Annotated in this window: 14 protein-coding genes and 2 pseudogenes; 11 read left to right on the top strand and 5 right to left on the bottom strand. The window is 68.0% G+C overall.

Annotated features, from left to right (window positions below):
• The 3 genes and pseudogenes from VKG81_RS10240 to pncA all read left to right on the top strand — a co-directional run.
• A pseudogene (locus VKG81_RS10240) lies at positions 1–317 on the top strand (hypothetical protein); the annotation flags it as partial.
• 71 nt (positions 318–388) lie between these two features.
• Positions 389–1,408 (top strand): NADP-dependent oxidoreductase, encoded by a 1,020-nt coding sequence (locus VKG81_RS10235; protein ID WP_324395806.1) that lies wholly within the window; start codon positions 389–391, stop codon positions 1,406–1,408.
• Positions 1,409–1,629: 221 nt separating this feature from the next.
• A complete protein-coding gene (gene pncA / locus VKG81_RS10230; protein ID WP_324395805.1) occupies positions 1,630–2,190 on the top strand; it encodes a pyrazinamidase PncA in 561 nt (186 codons plus the stop codon).
• Between the two features lie 14 nt (positions 2,191–2,204).
• Here pncA and VKG81_RS10225 read toward each other — a convergent pair whose 3' ends face one another.
• Positions 2,205–2,585, bottom strand: a complete 381-nt coding sequence (locus VKG81_RS10225; protein WP_324395804.1) for a hypothetical protein — start codon at positions 2,583–2,585, stop codon at positions 2,205–2,207.
• 57 nt (positions 2,586–2,642) lie between these two features.
• On the opposite strand from VKG81_RS10225, the gene VKG81_RS10220 reads away from it, so the two are divergent.
• Positions 2,643–4,586, top strand: a complete 1,944-nt coding sequence (locus tag VKG81_RS10220) for a flavin-containing monooxygenase (RefSeq protein ID WP_324395803.1) — start codon at positions 2,643–2,645, stop codon at positions 4,584–4,586.
• Positions 4,587–4,689: 103 nt separating this feature from the next.
• Here VKG81_RS10220 and VKG81_RS10215 read toward each other — a convergent pair whose 3' ends face one another.
• Positions 4,690–6,075, bottom strand: coding sequence for an amidase (locus VKG81_RS10215; protein WP_324395802.1), 1,386 nt, complete (start codon positions 6,073–6,075; stop codon positions 4,690–4,692).
• Positions 6,076–6,096: 21 nt separating this feature from the next.
• Positions 6,097–6,909, bottom strand: coding sequence for an MBL fold metallo-hydrolase (locus VKG81_RS10210; protein WP_324395807.1), 813 nt, complete (start codon positions 6,907–6,909; stop codon positions 6,097–6,099).
• Between the two features lie 131 nt (positions 6,910–7,040).
• On the opposite strand from VKG81_RS10210, the gene VKG81_RS10205 reads away from it, so the two are divergent.
• The 4 genes and pseudogenes from VKG81_RS10205 (at position 7,041) to VKG81_RS10190 (ending at position 11,298) form a co-directional block, all read left to right on the top strand.
• Positions 7,041–8,942, top strand: coding sequence for an ArnT family glycosyltransferase (locus VKG81_RS10205; RefSeq protein ID WP_414685222.1), 1,902 nt, complete (start codon positions 7,041–7,043; stop codon positions 8,940–8,942).
• Positions 8,943–9,133: 191 nt separating this feature from the next.
• Positions 9,134–9,334, top strand: a complete 201-nt coding sequence (locus tag VKG81_RS10200) for a hypothetical protein (RefSeq protein WP_324395808.1) — start codon at positions 9,134–9,136, stop codon at positions 9,332–9,334.
• An 8-nt stretch (positions 9,335–9,342) separates the two neighbouring features.
• Positions 9,343–10,052: pseudogene (locus tag VKG81_RS10195) on the top strand (MCE family protein); the annotation flags it as partial.
• Positions 10,053–10,305: 253 nt separating this feature from the next.
• The gene (locus tag VKG81_RS10190) at positions 10,306–11,298 is read left to right on the top strand and encodes an esterase family protein (RefSeq protein ID WP_414685221.1); all 993 of its coding nucleotides are present in this window, start codon (positions 10,306–10,308) and stop codon (positions 11,296–11,298) included.
• 59 nt (positions 11,299–11,357) lie between these two features.
• Here the strand turns inward: VKG81_RS10190 and VKG81_RS10185 are convergent, their stop codons facing one another.
• Positions 11,358–12,578, bottom strand: a complete 1,221-nt coding sequence (locus tag VKG81_RS10185) for a PucR family transcriptional regulator (RefSeq protein ID WP_324395799.1) — start codon at positions 12,576–12,578, stop codon at positions 11,358–11,360.
• A 130-nt stretch (positions 12,579–12,708) separates the two neighbouring features.
• Between VKG81_RS10185 and VKG81_RS10180 the strand changes: the two genes are divergently transcribed.
• The gene (locus tag VKG81_RS10180; RefSeq protein WP_324395798.1) at positions 12,709–14,220 is read left to right on the top strand and encodes an NAD(P)/FAD-dependent oxidoreductase; all 1,512 of its coding nucleotides are present in this window, start codon (positions 12,709–12,711) and stop codon (positions 14,218–14,220) included.
• A gap of 10 nt (positions 14,221–14,230) precedes the next feature.
• Here the strand turns inward: VKG81_RS10180 and VKG81_RS10175 are convergent, their stop codons facing one another.
• A complete protein-coding gene (locus VKG81_RS10175; protein WP_324395797.1) occupies positions 14,231–15,205 on the bottom strand; it encodes an NADPH:quinone oxidoreductase family protein in 975 nt (324 codons plus the stop codon).
• Positions 15,206–15,317: 112 nt separating this feature from the next.
• Here VKG81_RS10175 and VKG81_RS10170 point away from each other — a divergent pair, with 112 nt between their 5' ends.
• Together VKG81_RS10170 and VKG81_RS10165 are read left to right on the top strand one after the other, a co-directional pair.
• Positions 15,318–16,493, top strand: coding sequence for an acyl-CoA dehydrogenase family protein (locus VKG81_RS10170; protein ID WP_324395796.1), 1,176 nt, complete (start codon positions 15,318–15,320; stop codon positions 16,491–16,493).
• A gap of 9 nt (positions 16,494–16,502) precedes the next feature.
• Positions 16,503–17,476 (top strand): acyl-CoA dehydrogenase family protein (locus tag VKG81_RS10165; RefSeq protein WP_324395795.1); only part of this gene is annotated, 974 nt, incomplete at its 3' end.

Genomic DNA, 17,476 nt, shown 5'->3' with positions numbered 1-17,476 from the left:
GCTTCGGCAGATCCGTCGCGGTGTATCTCAACGGGCTGGGAATTCCCGGCTTGGATCCGCGGGGCCAACGCATCACCGATGATTCGTTCGTGCTGTGCTTCAATGCCCACGACGAGCCGATCGACTTCACCCTCCCACCAGAGGAATTCGGGCAGCGGTGGATGCCGGTCGTCGACACCACCGACCTCGACACCACCGACCTCGACACCACCGGACTCGAGGCCACCGCTGAGCAGCGCCGCCCGGTCGCCGCGGGCGCGACGGTGCGGGTGGGCGGTCGCGCCATGGTGGTGCTGCAGGCCGCTCCCGGCGGGTGACCCGGGCGTCACCCGTCCTCGTCGTCGCATCGTCACCCGAAGCGGCCGGCGCCTTCGGTAGTTTCGGCATCGTGGCCGACCTGACGAACCACCAGATCCTGCTGCGTCGCCGCCCGACCGGGCTGGTCCGACCCGGTGACACCGAGTTGGTCACCTCGCCGGCGCCCGAACCCGCCGGGGGTGAGGCGCTGCTCCGCACCACCTACGTCGGGATCGACGCCGCCGTCCGGACCTGGCTCAACGACCAGCCGGGCTACCTGCCGCCGGTGCAGCTGGGCGAGGTCATCCGGGCGGCCGGCATCGGCGAGGTCGTGGCGTCGCGCTGCGACGCCTTCGCGGTCGGCGACGTGGTCACCACGCTGTCGGGCTTCCAGCAGTACGTGATCATCCGCGATGACTTGTTCAGCACGCCCATGCCCGGCGTGGTCGACCAGCTGGCGGTGATGTCGGTGTACGGCCCGACCGGCGCCACCGCCTACTTCGGGATGACCGGCATCGGCCGTCCCCAGCCCGGGGAGACGGTGGTGGTCTCGGCCGCGGCGGGCGCCACCGGGTCGGTGGCCGGGCAGATCGCCAAGATCGCGGGTGCGCGGGTGGTGGGCATCGCGGGCGGACCGGAGAAGTGCCGGGCGGTGGTCGAGGACTTCGGGTTCGACTCGTGCATCGACTACCGGGAGGGCGACCTGGCGGCGGCGCTCAAGCAGCACTGCCCCCGGGGGGTCGACGTCTACTTCGACAACGTCGGCGGCCCGATCCTCGACGCGGTCCTGGGCCGGCTGGCCCCCAAGGCACGCGTCGTGCTCTGCGGCGTCATCTCCAGCTACCTCACCGGCCAGCACCCGGGGCCGGCCAACTACGTGAACCTGCTGGCCAAGAGCGCACTCATGCAGGGGTTCAACGCGCTCGACCAATGGGGCCGCTTCGACGAGGCCTTCGCCGCCCTCCGCCGGTGGGAGCAGGAGGGCCGGCTCGTGCATCGCGAACACATCTTCGAGGGGATCGAGTCGTGCGTCGCCGCCCTCAACGGCCTGTTCACCGGAGCCAACATCGGCAAGATGCTGGTCAAGGTCGGCGAACCCACGCCCGCCTGAGCCGACAAGCCCAGCCGCGAACCCGGGGCCCGACGACCCCGCACTGGCTGATCACGACTTCACCGCGTTCGACCGGCTGGAGGAGGCCGAGCCGGTACGACCGGGTCGCGTTCTTCGACGAGCGTGTCGACGTAGTGGTCGATGGCCGGCGGCGCGAGCGGCCGATCACCCCGTGGTCGGGGTGATCTGCGCCCCGCCGCCCGCGGCGATACCGTGAAAACGTGCGGGCGCTGATCATCACCGACGTCCAGAACGACTTCTGCGAAGGCGGCTCGCTGGCCGTCGTCGGCGGCCAGCACGTGGCGCGGGCGATCAGCGGGTACCTGGCGACCGACCACTACGACCACGTCGTCGCGACCAGGGACTTCCACGTCAGCCCTGGTGGCCACTTCTCCGACAACCCTGACTATCTGCACTCGTGGCCGCCGCACTGCGTCGCGGGCACGTCCGGCGCCGACTTCGCGCCCGGCCTGGACACCGGCATGATCGAAGCCGTCTTCACGAAAGGTGCCTACACCGCGGCCTACAGCGGCTTCGAGGGCGCCGATGAGGCCGGTACATCGCTGGCCGACTGGCTGCGGCGGCGTGGTGTCGACGCGGTGGACATCGTCGGGATCGCGACCGACTATTGCGTGCACGCGACGGCCATCGACGCCGCGCTGGCCGGCTTCACCACCCGTGTACTGGTCGACCTGACTGCGGGCGTGGCGGAGGATACGACGGCCACGGCGCTCGGCGACCTGCGCGACAACGGTGTCGAGTTGGCCGACGCGGGCACCTGACACGCCGCGGGCGACTACTCGAGAACGTCGAAGAACGAATCCCCGTCCTCCGGTGTCCCGTCGATCTGAAGACGGTCGACACGGGAGTCCTCGACGATGACGCCCTCCACCTTGTCGGCGTGATTCAGTTGGTTCAGCTTGAAATCCGCCTGCGGAATGCCGTCTTCCATCTCCTCGACATCCGGTTCGGGACTGTCCGGCGAAATGTCCGGTTCCTCTTCGGCGAGCTTTTCGTCGAGCGACTCGTGCACCGCGGGTTCGATCCACGTGTCAGGGGGATCGACGACGGTGTCACCGTCGTTGTTGCGGACCTCGTCCGAGTCCGTCGCCTCGAACGGGTCCAGCGTGTCGCCGGGTCCGCCGGCGTCGGGATCCCAGGTACCGTCAGTGACCATGCCTCAGTCTGACCCGACCACTGCGAGGGTGAACAGCCTTTGATCTAGATTCACTGCATGGCCGGCGACGAACCGACGCGTAATGTGCACTCCGGTACGCCGTTCACCACGCCTGACGCGGAGATCGCCGCGGCGCTGGAAGACGTGTCGATTCCCGCGCTGCTCGTGTCGTGTGTGCACATGAGCGGCGATGCGTCGCTGCTCGGCGGCCCGCTGCGGCCCGCCGGCATCTTCCTGAACGAAGTCCAGGGGTTCATGTCCGAGGACGACAAGGCGACCGCACGCAAGGTCGCGCTGGACATCATCCGCGACTACCGCGACCGCGGATGTCCTGAGCCGGCGGCGGTCGATGCCACCCAGCTCAAACGCATGATGGACTGGCTTGTCTGCACCGACGTCCCGGACGAGTACGTGCCGATGATGCTCGAGGAGATGGAGCTCGACGGGCGCGATCGCCGTGTCACGACCATGACGTCCGACAGCGCGGCGCGGGGGCGGTTTCCGGTCGCCGTGGTGGGGTGCGGGCAGTCGGGCCTGCTGGCGGCGATCCGGCTGCAGCAAGCGGGCGTGCCCTACACGGTGCTCGAAAAGAATCCGGGCGTGGGCGGAACCTGGTGGGAGAACTCGTATCCGGGCGCACGCGTGGACGTCGGCAACCATTTCTACTGCTACAGCTTCGAGCCGTCAGACCACTGGAGCGAGTACTTCGCTCAGCAGCCCGAGCTGCAGTCCTACTTCGACGGGGTCATGCGCCGCCACGGCGTAGCCGAGAACATCCGGTTTTCCACCGAGGTCCTCAGCGCGGCATGGAACGACGAAGACTCGACGTGGTCGGTCCGGGTCCGCGGCCCCGAGAGCGTCGAAGCGACCATCACGGCCCGTGCGGTGATCAGTGCCGTCGGCCAACTGAACCAGCCGTTCCTTCCGCGGTTACCCGGTGCGGAAACCTTTGCCGGCCCTGCTTTTCACACCGCCCGATGGGATCACGACGTCGACCTGTCGGACAGGGACGTCGCGCTGATCGGCGCCGGTGCCACCGGCTTTCAGGTCGCGCCCGCCATCGCCGATCGCGTCCGCAGTCTCACCGTGTTCCAGCGGACCGCGCAATGGATGTTCCCGAACCCGAACTACCACGCCGAGGTCGGCCCCGGTGTGAAGTGGGCGTTGAAGCACCTGCCCTTCTACGGACGCTGGTATCGCTTCCTGCTGTTCTGGCCGGCCTGCGACAGCGGCCTCGCCGCGGCTCGCGTCGATCCCGACTGGCCCGACCAGCAGCGGGCGGTCTCGCAGGCAAACGACTTGGCCAGGATGATGTTCACCGAGTGGATCACCAGCCAAATCGACGGCGACGCAGAGCTTCTCGCAAAGGTGATACCCGACTATCCCGCCACCGGCAAGCGTACGCTGCAAGACGACGGCAGCTGGTGCAAGACGCTGGCCCGCGATCATGTCGAACTGGTCCGCGACGGGATCGACCGCATCGAGCCCGGCGCGGTGGTCGCCGGCGGCAGGCGCTATCCCGCCGATGTGCTGGTCTACGCAACCGGCTTCCGTGTCAACGACATGCTGTCGTCGCTGCGGGTCGTCGGCCGGGACGGCGTCGACCTGCACGACATGTGGGGTCAGCGCCCGGCGGCGTATCTCGGCATCACCATCCCGGGATTTCCGAACTTCTTCTGCATGTACGGCCCCGGCACCAACCTGGCCAGCGGAGGCAGCCTGATCTTCCACTCCGAATGCGAAATCCGCTACATCATGGGCTGTCTCGACCTGCTGATGAAGACGGGAAAGAAGGCGATGGAACCGCGCCGGGACAAGTACGACGACTGGTACGCCCGCTGCCAGGCGGAACTCAAGACGCTGGTGTGGTCACAGCCGAGCATCAGACACAGCTTCTACAAGAACGCGGCGGGCGAGGTGCATTCGCTCAGTCCCTGGCGGCTGGTCGACTACTGGGCCTGGACACGGGCCCCGGACCCCGACGACTTCGTGATCGACTGAGATTGATATGCCCGGTGCCGCTGATGGGTCGGGTTTCCCGCGGCACCGGGCTATGACGTACGTCGTCGGGGCGCCGGGTCGCGTTACGCAGATGGTCGCGCACTCAGCTAACGGGCGGCCTTCGCTGCGCCCATGGCCGCGCGTTTTCGATCTGAGCGCTCGACGCCAGCAGCGTCGCCTCGCCCGATGGCCTGCCGACCAGTTGCACCGAGACCGGCAGACCATCGGCGTCCAGGCCCCAGGGCACCACGGCGGCGGGCTGTCCCGTGGCGTTGAACACCGCTTGGAACGGAACACGGGCCGCGACAAACGCCAGCGTGGCGACCGCCCCACGGCGCTGGTAGGCGCCGATCCGTGACGGGCCGGTCGCTGTCCCGGGCGTGACCACGACGTCGACGTCGTCGAAGATGCTGAGCACACGCGCGGCCAGCGCGGGTTCCGTGTCGCGAATCCGCTTCATCCGCCGGTCGGAGAACAGGCTGCCGAGCCGTCCCATGGCCCGGCTGCGCGATTCCAGACGATCCGGCCGCGGCAGCGTTTTCATGTCGTCGTAAACCCCACGGATGTAGCGCGCGAGAACGTGCGCGAGTGCCCAGGCCGGGTAGTCGGGGTCGCGATAGACCACCTCGTGGCCGAGTTCGCGCAGCAGCGCGCCCGCCTGCTCCACCGCGTCGCGCTGCGCCACGCCGAGCGGGGCCACCAGCGGGGGTGGAACCTTGGTGCTGATCGCCACCTTCAGCCTGCCCGGCGGCCGGCTGGCCGCGGCCACGAACCCGCCGTCGGGCGCGGGCAGCGTGGTGGTGACGTCCAGGAACAGGGCCGCATCCTCGACGGTGCGCGCCAGCGGCCCGTTGACGACCATGCCGTTCCAGGCGTCGTCGTGCGGTTGCAGTGGAACCCGGTCACGCTGCGGCTTGATGCCGAACAGGCCGCACCAGGTGCCCGGGATACGGATCGACCCTGCGCCGTCCGAGCCGAGGCCGATCGGGGCCAAACCCGCCGCCACCGCTGCGGCCGTTCCCCCGCTGCTGCCGCCCGGCGTTCGGTCGGTGTCCCACGGATTGCGGGTGGCGCCGAACGTGAGGCTCTCGGTGAACGGCCAGATCATCAGTTCGGGCACGTGGGTCTTCCCGAGAATCAACGCACCTGCCCCGCGGAGGCGGCGGACCACCTCGGCGTCTTGTGCTTTGGGCGGACCATACCCGCCGGTGCCCAGCGTCGTGACCTCGCCGGCGACGTCGACGTCGTCCTTGATCGCGATCGGAACCCCGAGCAGCGGCAGGCGCTCGCCTGCGTCCAGCCGCCGCTGCGCCGCCGCAGCTTCGGCCCGGGCCGCGTCCGCGAGCACGACGCGGTAGGTGTTCAGCTGCGGATCGAGTCGGCGGATCCGGTCCAGGTAGAACTCGAGCAGGGCGGGAGCGTTGATCTCACCGGCGGCGAGCAGCCGAGCCTGGCGCGCCGCACTCCAGAACGCGATATCGGGATCCACGTGCGGCAGCCTAACGACGGCTCAAGTCAAATGGTCGTGGTCGCCGTTTACCCAGGCGCTGTGCCGATCTGCCGAATAACGCACGCAGGCGCGGGCGCCGCGGTCGATCGCGTTGGCGAACAAACCGTAAATACGGTCGAATTCGAGCTCTTCGAGGGTTTCGGTCATCCGCTGGACCACCGCCGCCGACAACGGGATCCGGTTCGGATAGCTGCGCAGGAACCCCACCGTGCCGCCATCGGGATTGGGGAAGATCGTGTCGCCTGCCAGCAGGACGCCGCGCCCCTCGGCGCCGTCTCGCCAGAGCGCGACGGCGCTGCCCGGGAAGTGACCCCCGACCTGGACCACCGAGAGGGCGGGCGTCAGTTTCAGCGTGCCGGACCACGACTGGATCGCCGGGTCCGGGCGCATCACCCATTCGGCGTCGGCGGCGTTGACGTACACCGGCACTCCGCCGAGGAGCCGGCTCCATTCCACCTGCGCTCCGAACATGTGCGGATGGCTGGCAACGATCGCGACGACCTCGCCCCGTGCCGCCACCGCGGCCGCGCCCTTCTCGTCGACGAACCCGGACGGATCCCACAGCACGTTCCCGTCCGGGCCGCACACCAGTTTCGAGTGTTGGCCGATGCCGAACGGGGGAACCGCCTCGACGGCCACGAGATTGTCTTCGAGCTCGCTGAGCTGGATTGCCATTCCCTCGGCGGACAATTCGTCGAGCGTGGCCCATCGCTGTCCCGACCGCGGAACCCACTGCCGCTCGTCGGCGCAGATGGCGCAGACCTGCGGCGTGTTCGCGTGCTCTACGGCACATGTCCGGCACAACCAGAACACCGTCTCAGCGTAACGATCATCAATACTTCCGGTGTGCAACCGGTCACGCCGGCCGAGGTTCTGGCTGATCAGGAAGCTGTCCCAGCAGTCTCTTTGCTCTCTCACAGCTTCAACCCACATAGAGATGCATCATTGGCACTGTGACAACGACGTTGGACGCACCTGCCGCTGCCACCGATATCCCACCCCCGGCCGCCGCCGCCCCCGTCAAGGCGACGACGTGGGAAAGGGTTGGGCTGGCGGTTCTGCTGATCGGGACCGCCGTTGTCTATCTGTGGGACATCAGCATCAACGGGATGGGCAACCAGTTCTACGCCGCCGCGGCGCAAGCCGGCTCGAAGAACTGGGAAGCACTGCTGTTCGGTTCGCTCGACCCGCACAACTTCATCACCGTCGACAAGCCGCCGGTGTCGCAATGGGTGATGGGGTTCTCCGGGCAGCTGTTCGGATTCAGCAGTGCCAGCATGATGATCCCGCAGGCCCTGATGGCGGTCGCGGCCGTCGCGTTGCTCTACGCCGCCGTGACCAGGGTGAGCGGTCGGCGCGCCGGGCTCCTTGCCGGAGCCGCGTTGGCGGTGACGCCGGCGGCGGCGTTGATGTTCCGCTTCAACAATCCCGACGCGGTGATGGTCCTGCTGATGACGGCCTCGGCGTACTGCACCGTGCGGGCGCTCCAGCGTGCCGGCGCCAGGTGGATGGCGTTGGCGGGAGTCGCGCTGGGCTTCGCGTTCCTGGCCAAGATGCTCGAGGGCTTGATGGTCGCGCCGGCCCTTGCGCTGGCCTACCTGATCGCCGCGCCGACGCCGCTTCGTCGCCGCCTGCTGCACCTCGGCGTCGGCGTGGTCACGCTCATGGCTTCGGCGGGCTGGTTCGTGCTGATGACGCTGCTGTGGCCGGCCTCGTCGCGCCCGTACATCGCCGGCTCGACGGACAACAACTTCATGAACCTCGTGTTGGGCTACAACGGGTTTGCGCGGGTGCTCGGACACAACAACTTCTCCGCCAGGGACCAGGGCTTCATCGGCGACGCCGCGGGCGACCGGGTGATGACGCACAACCAGGGCGGGTTCGGCGGCAACCAGTCCCACGGGCTGGCGCGCCTTTTCTCCGGCGAGTTCGGCTTCGAGATCGGCTGGCTGGTGCCCGCGGCGCTGCTGGCCATCGTGCTTGTGATCGTCGCTCGCGGCCGCGCTCCGCGAACGGATCTGGCGCGGGCCGCCGCGATCGTGTTCGGCGGTTGGCTCCTGGTCGACGGGCTGGTGCTCAGCTTCATGAGCGGCATGATCCATGCCTATTACTGCCTGTCGATCGCACCGGCGGTCGCCGGCATGTTCGCCATCGGTGTGCACGAGATGTGGCAACGCCGCGCTTCGTGGTTCGGCCGGGCAGGTCTGGCCTTGATGCTGTCGACCACCGGGGTGTGGAGCTTTTGGGTGCTGAGGTGGAACGCGGATTGGCTGCCCGCGCTGCGGTGGATCATTCTGGTTCTGACCGTCGCGGCGTCGGTCGCGGTGCTGCTCATCGCGGCGTCGCGCAGACGACTGGCGTTGGCGTCCCTGGCCGTCGCGCTGATCGGCGCGCTCGCCGGTTCCACCGCGTATGCGATCGCGACGATCGGCCAGCCGCACAGCGGCGGCGGGCCGACCGTCGGGCCGGCCTCCTCCGCACGCCACGGCGGCGGCTGGGGGCAGATGGAAGACAACCGGCAGCTTGACGAGATGCTGGCCGCCACGAACACCGAGTGGTCGGCTGCGGTCGACAGGTCGTCCGCCGCGGCGGGTCTGGAGTTGTCGAGCAACACCGCCGTGATGGCACTCGGCGGATTCTCCGGCCGCGACCCGGCACCCACACTGGATCAGTTCGTCAGCGACGTGCAGAGCCGGCGCATCGCCTACTACATCGTGTTGGACACCCACGGCCACGGCCCGTGGGGCGGACGCGGACACCAGGACATCGCGCGCTGGGTCAGGGCCGACTTCACGCCGGCGAAGGTCGGCTCGGCGACGGTCTATGACCTGTCGCAACACCAATGAGCGCTTGACCAGTCCAGCGGTTCTTGAGCAGGCTGCCGGGTAACTCCCAGAAACCGTCGTTATGGTCTGCCCGTGCCACGGTACGAATACCCCGAGGATTCCGAGTACTACTCCGAGCCGACACCTCGACCACCGCGGCACCCCCGGGCGACCACAATCCCTCGGGTGGCGGCGGTGGCGGTGGCGCCACGGTGGTCACCGAGCCCCAGCAGACCGTCACCGAGACGGACACCGCCACGCCGACCGCCACGGCCACCGTCACGAGCACGGTGCCCAACACCGACACCGCGACGGTGACCGCACCCAGCACCGAAACCAGCACGAGCACGGTCACCCAGACGGTGACCGCTACTCCGACGCGGCCGTTCTTCCCGCGGTTCCCGGGCCAATAGCCCGCACCACCCTGACCGCCACCGCCCAGGCGCTGGACGGGTTGGGCACCCGGCTCGGCCAGTCCATCGATCACGGCAACGCGATCCTGGCGGACCTGAATCCCCAGATGCCCCAGATCCGCTACGACACCGCGCAGTTGGCCAAGCTGGCCGACGTGTATGCCAACGCCTCGCCGGACCTGTGGGACTTCCTCAACAACGCGGTGACCACCGCGCGCACCCTCGATCAGCAGCAGGGCAACCTGGACGCGGCGCTGATGGCCTCGATCGGGTTCGGCAACACCGGCGCCGAGGTGTTCGAGCGCGGCGGGCCCTACCTGGCGGCCGGCGCCCGCGGCCTCATCCCCACCAGCCAACTGCTCAACACCTACAGCCCCTAACTGTTCTGCACCATCCGCAACTACGCCGAGGTCGCGCCGAAGATATACAAGCTGTTCGGCGGCAACAACGGCTACCCGCTGCATGCGGCCGGCACCCCCGTGGGCGCGGGCAACCCGTACATCTATCCGGACAACCTGCCGCGGGTCAATGCCCGGGGTGCCCGGAGGGCGCGCCGGGTTGCTGGCAGCCGATCACCCACGACCTGTGGCCGGCGCCGTATCTGGTGATGGACACCGGGTACAGCATCGCGCCGTACAACCACTTAGGACTGGGCCAACCGTTCGCCATCGACTACGTCTGGGGCCGCCAGATCGGCGAATACACGATCAACCCATGAGTTGGCAGCGCCCCGAACGTTCGCCAGTAACGAATTCATAACCACCGAAATCGCTGCTCAGCGCCGCGAGTCGTCGCGTTCGCCCAGGTCATGGGTGCGTAACGTCGCGGCGGTCGAGTCCGCCCCGAATCGCAATCGTTAGCCAACCGCGACGTCGCAGCCCAGTGTTGATCGCCGGAAGTTCCGACTCCGGGTGGTTCACTTACGCACCGAAGAAAGCTTCGTCGATCGCATGTGGTGCGGCATACGAAAGATGGGATGGGTGTCGATCATGATCTTCTTTGGGAAGAAACGAGCTGCGTTGGCGCGTCGCTGGACGGTTGCCGCGCTGCTGGCAATGGTGCTGCCCGGGCTGGTCGGCATCGCAGGCAGCACGGCCACAGCGAACGCGTTCTCCCGGCCGGGCCTGCCGGTCGAGTATTTGGATGTGCCGTCGCCGTCGATGGGGCGCAATATCCGGATTCAGTTCCAGTACGGCGGGCCCCACGCGGTCCTGTTGCTGGACGGCCTGCGCGCGCAGGACGACTACAACGGCTGGGACATCAACACCAACGCGTTCGAGTGGTACTACCAGTCGGGCCTGTCGGTGATCATGCCCGTCGGCGGGCAGTCCAGCTTCTACACCGACTGGTATCAGCCGTCGCAGGGCAACGGTCAGAACTACACCTACAAGTGGGAGACCTTCCTGACCAAGGAGATGCCCGACTGGCTGCAGGCCAACAAGGGTGTCGACCCGAACGGCAATGCGGTCGTGGGCCTGTCGATGTCGGGGGGCTCCGCCTTGATCCTCGCGGTGTATTACCCGCAGATGTTCCCCTACGCCGGGTCGTTGTCGGGCTTCCTCAACCCGTCGGAGGGCTGGTGGCCGATGCTGATCGGGATGGCGATGAACGACGCCGGCGGCTACAACGCGACCAGCATGTGGGGCCCGTCGAGCGATCCGGCGTGGCAGCGCAACGATCCGATGGTCCAGATTCCGCGGCTCGTCGCCAACCACACCCGCATCTGGATCTACTGCGGCAACGGCACCCCGTCGGACCTGGGTGGCGCTGACCTCCCGGCGAAGTTCCTGGAGGGCTTCACGTTGCGGACCAACATCACCTTCCGGGACAACTACCTGGCGGCCGGTGGCACCAACGGCGTGTTCAACTTCCCCGACAACGGCACGCACAGCTGGGCCTACTGGGGCCAGCAGCTGCAGCAGATGAAGCCCGACATTCAGCGGGTTCTGGGCGTTAACAGCTGAACAGTGGCCACATCGGCCCCAGCACGCAATGTGCTGGGGCCGATGTGTTTGGCGGCCTCTCACCCCGGTCCGCCGCGCCAGTGCAGCGCCTCGAGCGCCACCGCGACGTGCACACTGGTCTGCCCGAGCGGCCGCGGCAGCAGCTGTTCAGCGCGACTTATACGGCGCAGCAACGTGTTTCGGTGGGTGTAGAGGCGTGCCGTCGCCCGTGACGCGTTGCACTGCTCGTTGATGAACGTCCACAGCGTGTTCTTGAGTTCGGCGTTGGCCGATTCGAGCTCACCGAGAGTGTGCTTGATGAACTGGTCGGCACCCTCGGGGTCCTGGGTGATCAGCGCGACGAGTTCCACGTCGTTGAAGCTGGCCACCCGCTGCGCGGAGTGCAGCCGGGCCAGCATGCGCTGGGTGGTCAGCGCGTCGAGGTGGCTGCGCCTGAACCCTTCGATCCCGGTGGCGGTCGGCCCGATCGCGATGCGCACGCCGGGCAGCTGCGCCAGGTCGTCCTCCAGCGCGTTCAGGTCGGGTCGGGTGGTCCCGGCCACCCAGACCCATCGGCTGGCCACGCTGGCGATCACGCTGAGCGGACGGCCCGAACCGGCACACCGCGCCAGCGCTTCGGCCGCGCGTTCCAGCTGGCCGAGGTCGGGCTCGGCCTCCTCGCTCCAGACCACCGCCGCCGTGTGGAACTGGTTCAGGCTGTATCCGAGGCGGGATTCTGCGCGTTGGCGCGAGATCGGCGCTCCGTCGAGGATCAACGCGACGACCTCGCGCCGCTCGGCGTGGGTGCCACGCGTCAGCTCGTCTCGTTCCAGCTGCATCTGCGCCGTTGCGCCGGCGATCGTCGCGTCGATGAACGACGAGATCGAACGCGAGGACACATCGAGCAGCTCGTGCAGTTCTGTTGGATCCGAGGTCAATTCGAACGCGATGTCCATCCAGCGCCGCCATGCGACGTTCTGTCCCACCCGGTAGATGTTCAGCGCCGACTGATCGAGCCCGCGACGCACCATTTCGCGGGTGACCGCGAGCGGCTCGCGGCCGAGGTTCGCCGGCACCGGCGCCCCCGGGTCGCGTACGTTGGCCGCCGCCCAGTGCAGGACGTTCGCGCGGTTGGTGCGGTGCACGGCTCCGGCAAGGACCGGGTCGTCGGCGACGGACTTGTCCGCCGCCAACGTCGCGCGGTCGAGTTCGTCCAGCCACGCCGCCTGGACGCTGAGCACAACCTCGGCTCCCTGGCGGATCAACTCACAGATCCGCTTCGAAGGACGCTCCCACTCCATCCACCGATGGTGGCACCCAGGTGCAGTTCGCATCACCAGTTCAGTGATAACGGTGCATTTTGACCTTGGTTCGCGCCGGTATCAACCCAATCATGGATGCAACATCACTTTCCGCGCCCGAGGAGCCAACGTGACCGCCGCACTCCCGTCCGTCAAGCACGTCGATGTATTGATCGTCGGTGCCGGTATCTCCGGCATCGGCGCCGCGTACTACCTGCAGACCGAGCAGCCGGGCAAGACGTACGCGATCTTGGAGGCCCGCGGCGCCACCGGCGGCACCTGGGACCTCTTCCGCTATCCCGGCATCCGCTCGGACTCCGACCTTCACACATTCGGGTACGAGTTCAAGCCCTGGGAAGACAAGGACGCGATCGCTGGCGCCGACAAGATCCTGGCCTACCTTCGCCGGACGGCCGTCGAGAACGGCATCGACGCGATGGTGCGCTTCCACCACAAGGTGCTTGGCGCCGCCTGGTCCGGTGATGACGCGCGATGGGTGGTCGACGTCGAGCGAGTCGACACCGGCGAGCGGCTACAACTCAGCTGCCACTGGTTGTTCTGCGCCGGCGGCTACTACCGCTACGACGAAGGCTTCACACCCCGATTCGAGGGCCGTGACCGCTTCCGTGGCCAGATCGTGCATCCACAGCACTGGCCCGAAGACCTGGACTACCGCGGCAAGCGCGTGGTCGTAATCGGCAGCGGCGCCACCGCGGTGACGCTCGTGCCGGCGATGGCCGGCACCGCCGAGCATGTGACCATGCTGCAGCGCTCGCCGACCTACGTCATGCCGGTGCCCTCCAGGGACGCGATCGCCAACGCGCTGAAGAAGGTGCTCGGTACCGAGCGCGGGTATGCGATCACGCGGCGCAAGAACATCGCGCGGCAGCGCGCGGTGTACCGATTCTGCCAACGCTATCCGCGTGCTGCGCGCCGGTTGATCCGCCACCTCAACGCCAGGCGGCTGCCCGGGAGCTACCCGGTCGACGAGCACTTCAACCCCGCGTACAAGCCGTGGGATCAGCGGCTGTGCGTGGTCCCGGACGGCGATTTGTTCAACGCGTTGAGCAACGGCACCGCGTCGGTCGTCACCGATCGGATCGACACCTTCACCGAGACCGGCATCCGGCTGGCATCGGGCCGTGAACTCGAGGCCGACATCATCGTCACCGCGACGGGCTTGAACCTGCAGGCCTTCGGCGGCCTGCGCCTCAGCGTCGACGGCCGGCCCGTTCACCTGCCCGACACCGTTGCCTACAAGGGCTTCATGTTGTCCGGCGTCCCCAACTTCGCTTTCGTCATCGGCTACACCAACTCGTCGTGGACGCTGAAGGTCGGCCTGGTCTGCGAGCACTTCTGTCGGCTGCTGGCCCACATGGACGCACACGGCTACGGCGCCTGCTGCCCCCGGGTCGGTGGCCACGCGATGGCGACGAGACCGCTTCTCGACTTAGCTGCCGGCTACGTCCAGCGCGCCGCCGACCAGCTGCCCCGCCAGGGTGATCGCGAACCGTGGTCGATGTCGATGGACTACCGGGCCGACTTCCGCCAGTTGCGCCAGGCTCCGGTTGCCGACGACAACCTGCGGTTCACCGCCGCGGTGTCGGCGGCTGCGCCCGCGCAGATGGCGTTCAGCGCATAGCGCCACAGTGCTAGTCGCGGACCTTCAGCACTACTTTGCCTCTGGCCGTGCGGTTTTCCAGCGACGCGATCGCGGCGGCCGCATCGTCGAGCCGGTAGGTGACGGGCCGGGGTGCAGGCACCCGACCCGAGGCGAGCAGCGGCTCGAGCTCGGCCCACTGCTCGGCCAGGGCACCGGGATGCGACAGCGTCCACGCCCCCCAGCCGACACCGACCACGTCGATGTTGTTCAGCAGCAGCCGATTGACCTTCACCGCGGGAATCTCACCCCCGGTGAAGCCGAGCACCAGCAGCCGGCCGCCCGGGGCCAGCGTGCGCAACGAGTCCGTGAAGCGGTCACCGCCGACCGGGTCCACCACGATGTCGACCCCGCGCCCATCGGTCAGCTCCTTGACGGCGTCCTTGAAGCCGCCTGCGAGCACCACGTCGCTGGCCCCGGCCGCCTTCGCGACGTCGACCTTGTCCTCGGTGCCGACCACCGCGATCGTGCACGACGCGCCCAATGCGGGCGCCAACCGCAACGTCGACGTCCCGATCCCGCCGGCCGCCCCCTGCACCAGCACCGTCTCGCCCTGCCGCAGCCGGCCGCGCACACGCAGCGCGAACAGCACGGTCAGGTCGTTGAACAACAGGCCCGCACCGGCTTCGAAGCTCACCGTCGCCGGAAGCTTGAACGCGCGGTCCGCGCCGACCACCGCAACCTCCGCCATGCCGCCGTGAAGCATGGTCAGACCCGCGACCCTGTCGCCCGGCCGGACGTGCGCGCCGTCCGGCGCGGATCGAACCACCCCGGCGACCTCGCCACCCGGGGTGAAGGGGAGATGTGGCTTGTACTGATAGAGGCCACGGGTCAACAGTGCGTCCGGAAACGCGACGCCGGCGGCGTGAACGTCGATCACGACACCCTCGTCGCCTGCGGGTTCGTCGATGTCGGCCACCTCGACCGCGTCCGGACCATCCAACCGAGTCACGCGCACCGCACGCATCGCACCAGGCCTCCTCACCGTTCAGAAGGTGGAAAGCCTACTGTGCAAGGCATGGGGTGCGGTCAGCACCGTGCCACGAGACGCAACCCATACCGTCCACACAGGAGGTGACATGCAGCTTGCGCTCATGGCGGATGAGGCCGCCTTCCGCGACGAGCTTCGCGAGTTCTACACCACGCAGATCCCGGCGGAGATCCGCGAGCGGGTCCGCGACGGCGAAGGCCCGGGCCGCGACGACATCGTCACCAGCCAGCGCATCCTCAACGCCAACGGGCTCGCCGTGCCGAACTGGCCGGTCGAGTGGGGCGGCAAGGACTGGTCGTCCGCCCGGCAGCAGATCTGGCTCGATGAGATGCAGTTGGCCAGCGTCCCGGAGCCGCTGAACTTCAACACGAAGATGGTGGGCCCGGTGATCGCCGAGTTCGGTTCGCAGGAACTCAAGGAGCGGTTCCTGCCACCGACCGCGAACATCGACATCTGGTGGTGCCAGGGCTTCTCCGAGCCGGAGGCCGGCTCCGATCTGGCCTCGCTGCGCACCACCGCCCACCGCGACGGTGACACCTATGTGGTCAACGGACAGAAGACCTGGACGACGCTGGGCCAGTACGCGGACTGGATCTTCTGCCTGGTCCGCACCGACCCGAACGCGCCCAAACGACAAGCCGGCATCTCGTTTCTGCTCATCGACATGTCGACGCCCGGCATCACGCTGCGGCCGATCAAGCTGATCGACGGCAGCTGCGAGGTCAACGAGGTCTGGTTTGAGGACGTCCGCGTCCCCGCCGACCAGCTTGTCGGCGAGGAGAACCAGGGCTGGACCTACGCGAAGTTCCTGCTCGGCAACGAGCGGACCGGTATCGCCGGGGTGGGCCGCACGAAGGTCCGGCTCGCACAGGCCAAGAAATACGCTGCCCGGACCAGGCGCGGCAGCGGCACGCTGCTCGACGACCCGATTTTCGCGGCGCGGTTCGCAGAAGTCGAAAACGAGCTGCTGGCCTTGGAATTGACGCAGATGCGGGTGGTGTCCGGGTCGGCCGAGGGCAAGCCGAACCCCGCGTCGTCGGTGCTGAAGCTGCACGGCAGCCAGCTGCAGCAGGCCACCACCGAACTGCTCGTCGAGATCGCCGGGCCCGACGCACTCCCTTTCGACGCCGGTGACGACATCGCGTCCCCGAGGTGGGCACAACGCAGCTCACCCACCTACCTCAACTACCGCAAGACCTCCATCTATGGAGGCAGCAACGAGATCCAGCGCAACATCATCGCTTCCACGATTCTCGGATTGTGAGGTCGGGCCATGGATTTTGAACTGAGCAACGAGCAGGGCCTGCTGCGTGACACGACCCGCGGCCTGCTGGCCCGCAGCTATGACCCGGAGAGCCGCAACAAGGTCGTCGACACCGAGCTCGGCTGGAGTCGCGACGTCTGGGGACAGCTGGCCGAGATCGGCATCCTGGGGCTGATGTTCGAGACCGCCGAGGTGGGGCCGATCGAGACGATGGTGGTGCTTACCGAGGTGGGGCGCCGCCTGGCGCCGGAACCGGTCATCGCTGCCGCACTGACGCCGGGCGTGCTGATCGCCGAGGCGGGCACCGAACAGCAGCGGCAGCTGCTCGAGCGGGTTGCGGCCGGCCAGACGCTGCTGGCCTTCGCCCACAGCGAACCCGGGATGCGCTGGCCGTCGACACAACTCGCCACCGAAGCGGTGCAGGACGGCGACGCGTGGACGATCACCGGGCGCAAGAACCCCGTTCTCGCCGGCGACTGCGCCGACATGCTGGTGGTCAGCGCGGCGCTGCCCGGCGGCGGGGTCGGGCTGTTCCAGGTCGACGCGGACGCGGTCACGGCGCACAGGTACCGGACGTTCGACGGCCAGCGCGGCGCGCAGATCGACCTTGACCAGACACCGGCCGAACCGCTGGGTGCGGCAGTCGACGCGACGGACGTCATTCGCAACGCGATCATTCGCACCCAGTCGGCGCTGTGCGCCGAAGCGGTCGGGGCGATGGAGGAGGCGCTGCGGCTGACCACCGAATACCTGAAGACGCGCAAGCAGTTCGGGGTCACGCTGAACAAATTCCAGGCGCTGACGCAGCGCGCGGCCGACATGTATGTCTCGCTGGAGATGGCGCGCAGCATGAACATGTACGCCGCGATGTCGATCGCCGACGGCAACCTCGACCCGCTGATCGCGTCGCGGGCCAAGCTGCGAATCGGCCAGGCCGCGCGGCACATCGGCCAGGAGGCGGTCCAGCTGCACGGCGGCATCGG

This window comes from Mycobacterium sp., from assembly GCF_035314905.1.
Classification (GTDB): Bacteria; Actinomycetota; Actinomycetes; order Mycobacteriales; family Mycobacteriaceae; genus Mycobacterium.
Note: the sequence above shows the minus strand (reverse complement) of the source record. Positions and strands in the feature narration are given on the sequence as shown.

Excerpts from the sequence above, each read along its gene's own strand:
- VKG81_RS10225 (WP_324395804.1), bottom strand. The coding sequence starts at position 2,585 with ATGGTCACTGACGGTACCTGGGATCCCGACGCCGGCGGACCCGGCGAC.
- VKG81_RS10220 (WP_324395803.1), top strand. The coding sequence starts at position 2,643 with ATGGCCGGCGACGAACCGACGCGTAATGTGCACTCCGGTACGCCGTTC.
- VKG81_RS10190 (WP_414685221.1), top strand. The coding sequence starts at position 10,306 with ATGGGATGGGTGTCGATCATGATCTTCTTTGGGAAGAAACGAGCTGCG.
- VKG81_RS10185 (WP_324395799.1), bottom strand. The coding sequence starts at position 12,578 with ATGGAGTGGGAGCGTCCTTCGAAGCGGATCTGTGAGTTGATCCGCCAG.
- VKG81_RS10175 (WP_324395797.1), bottom strand. The coding sequence starts at position 15,205 with ATGCGTGCGGTGCGCGTGACTCGGTTGGATGGTCCGGACGCGGTCGAG.
- VKG81_RS10170 (WP_324395796.1), top strand. The coding sequence starts at position 15,318 with ATGCAGCTTGCGCTCATGGCGGATGAGGCCGCCTTCCGCGACGAGCTT.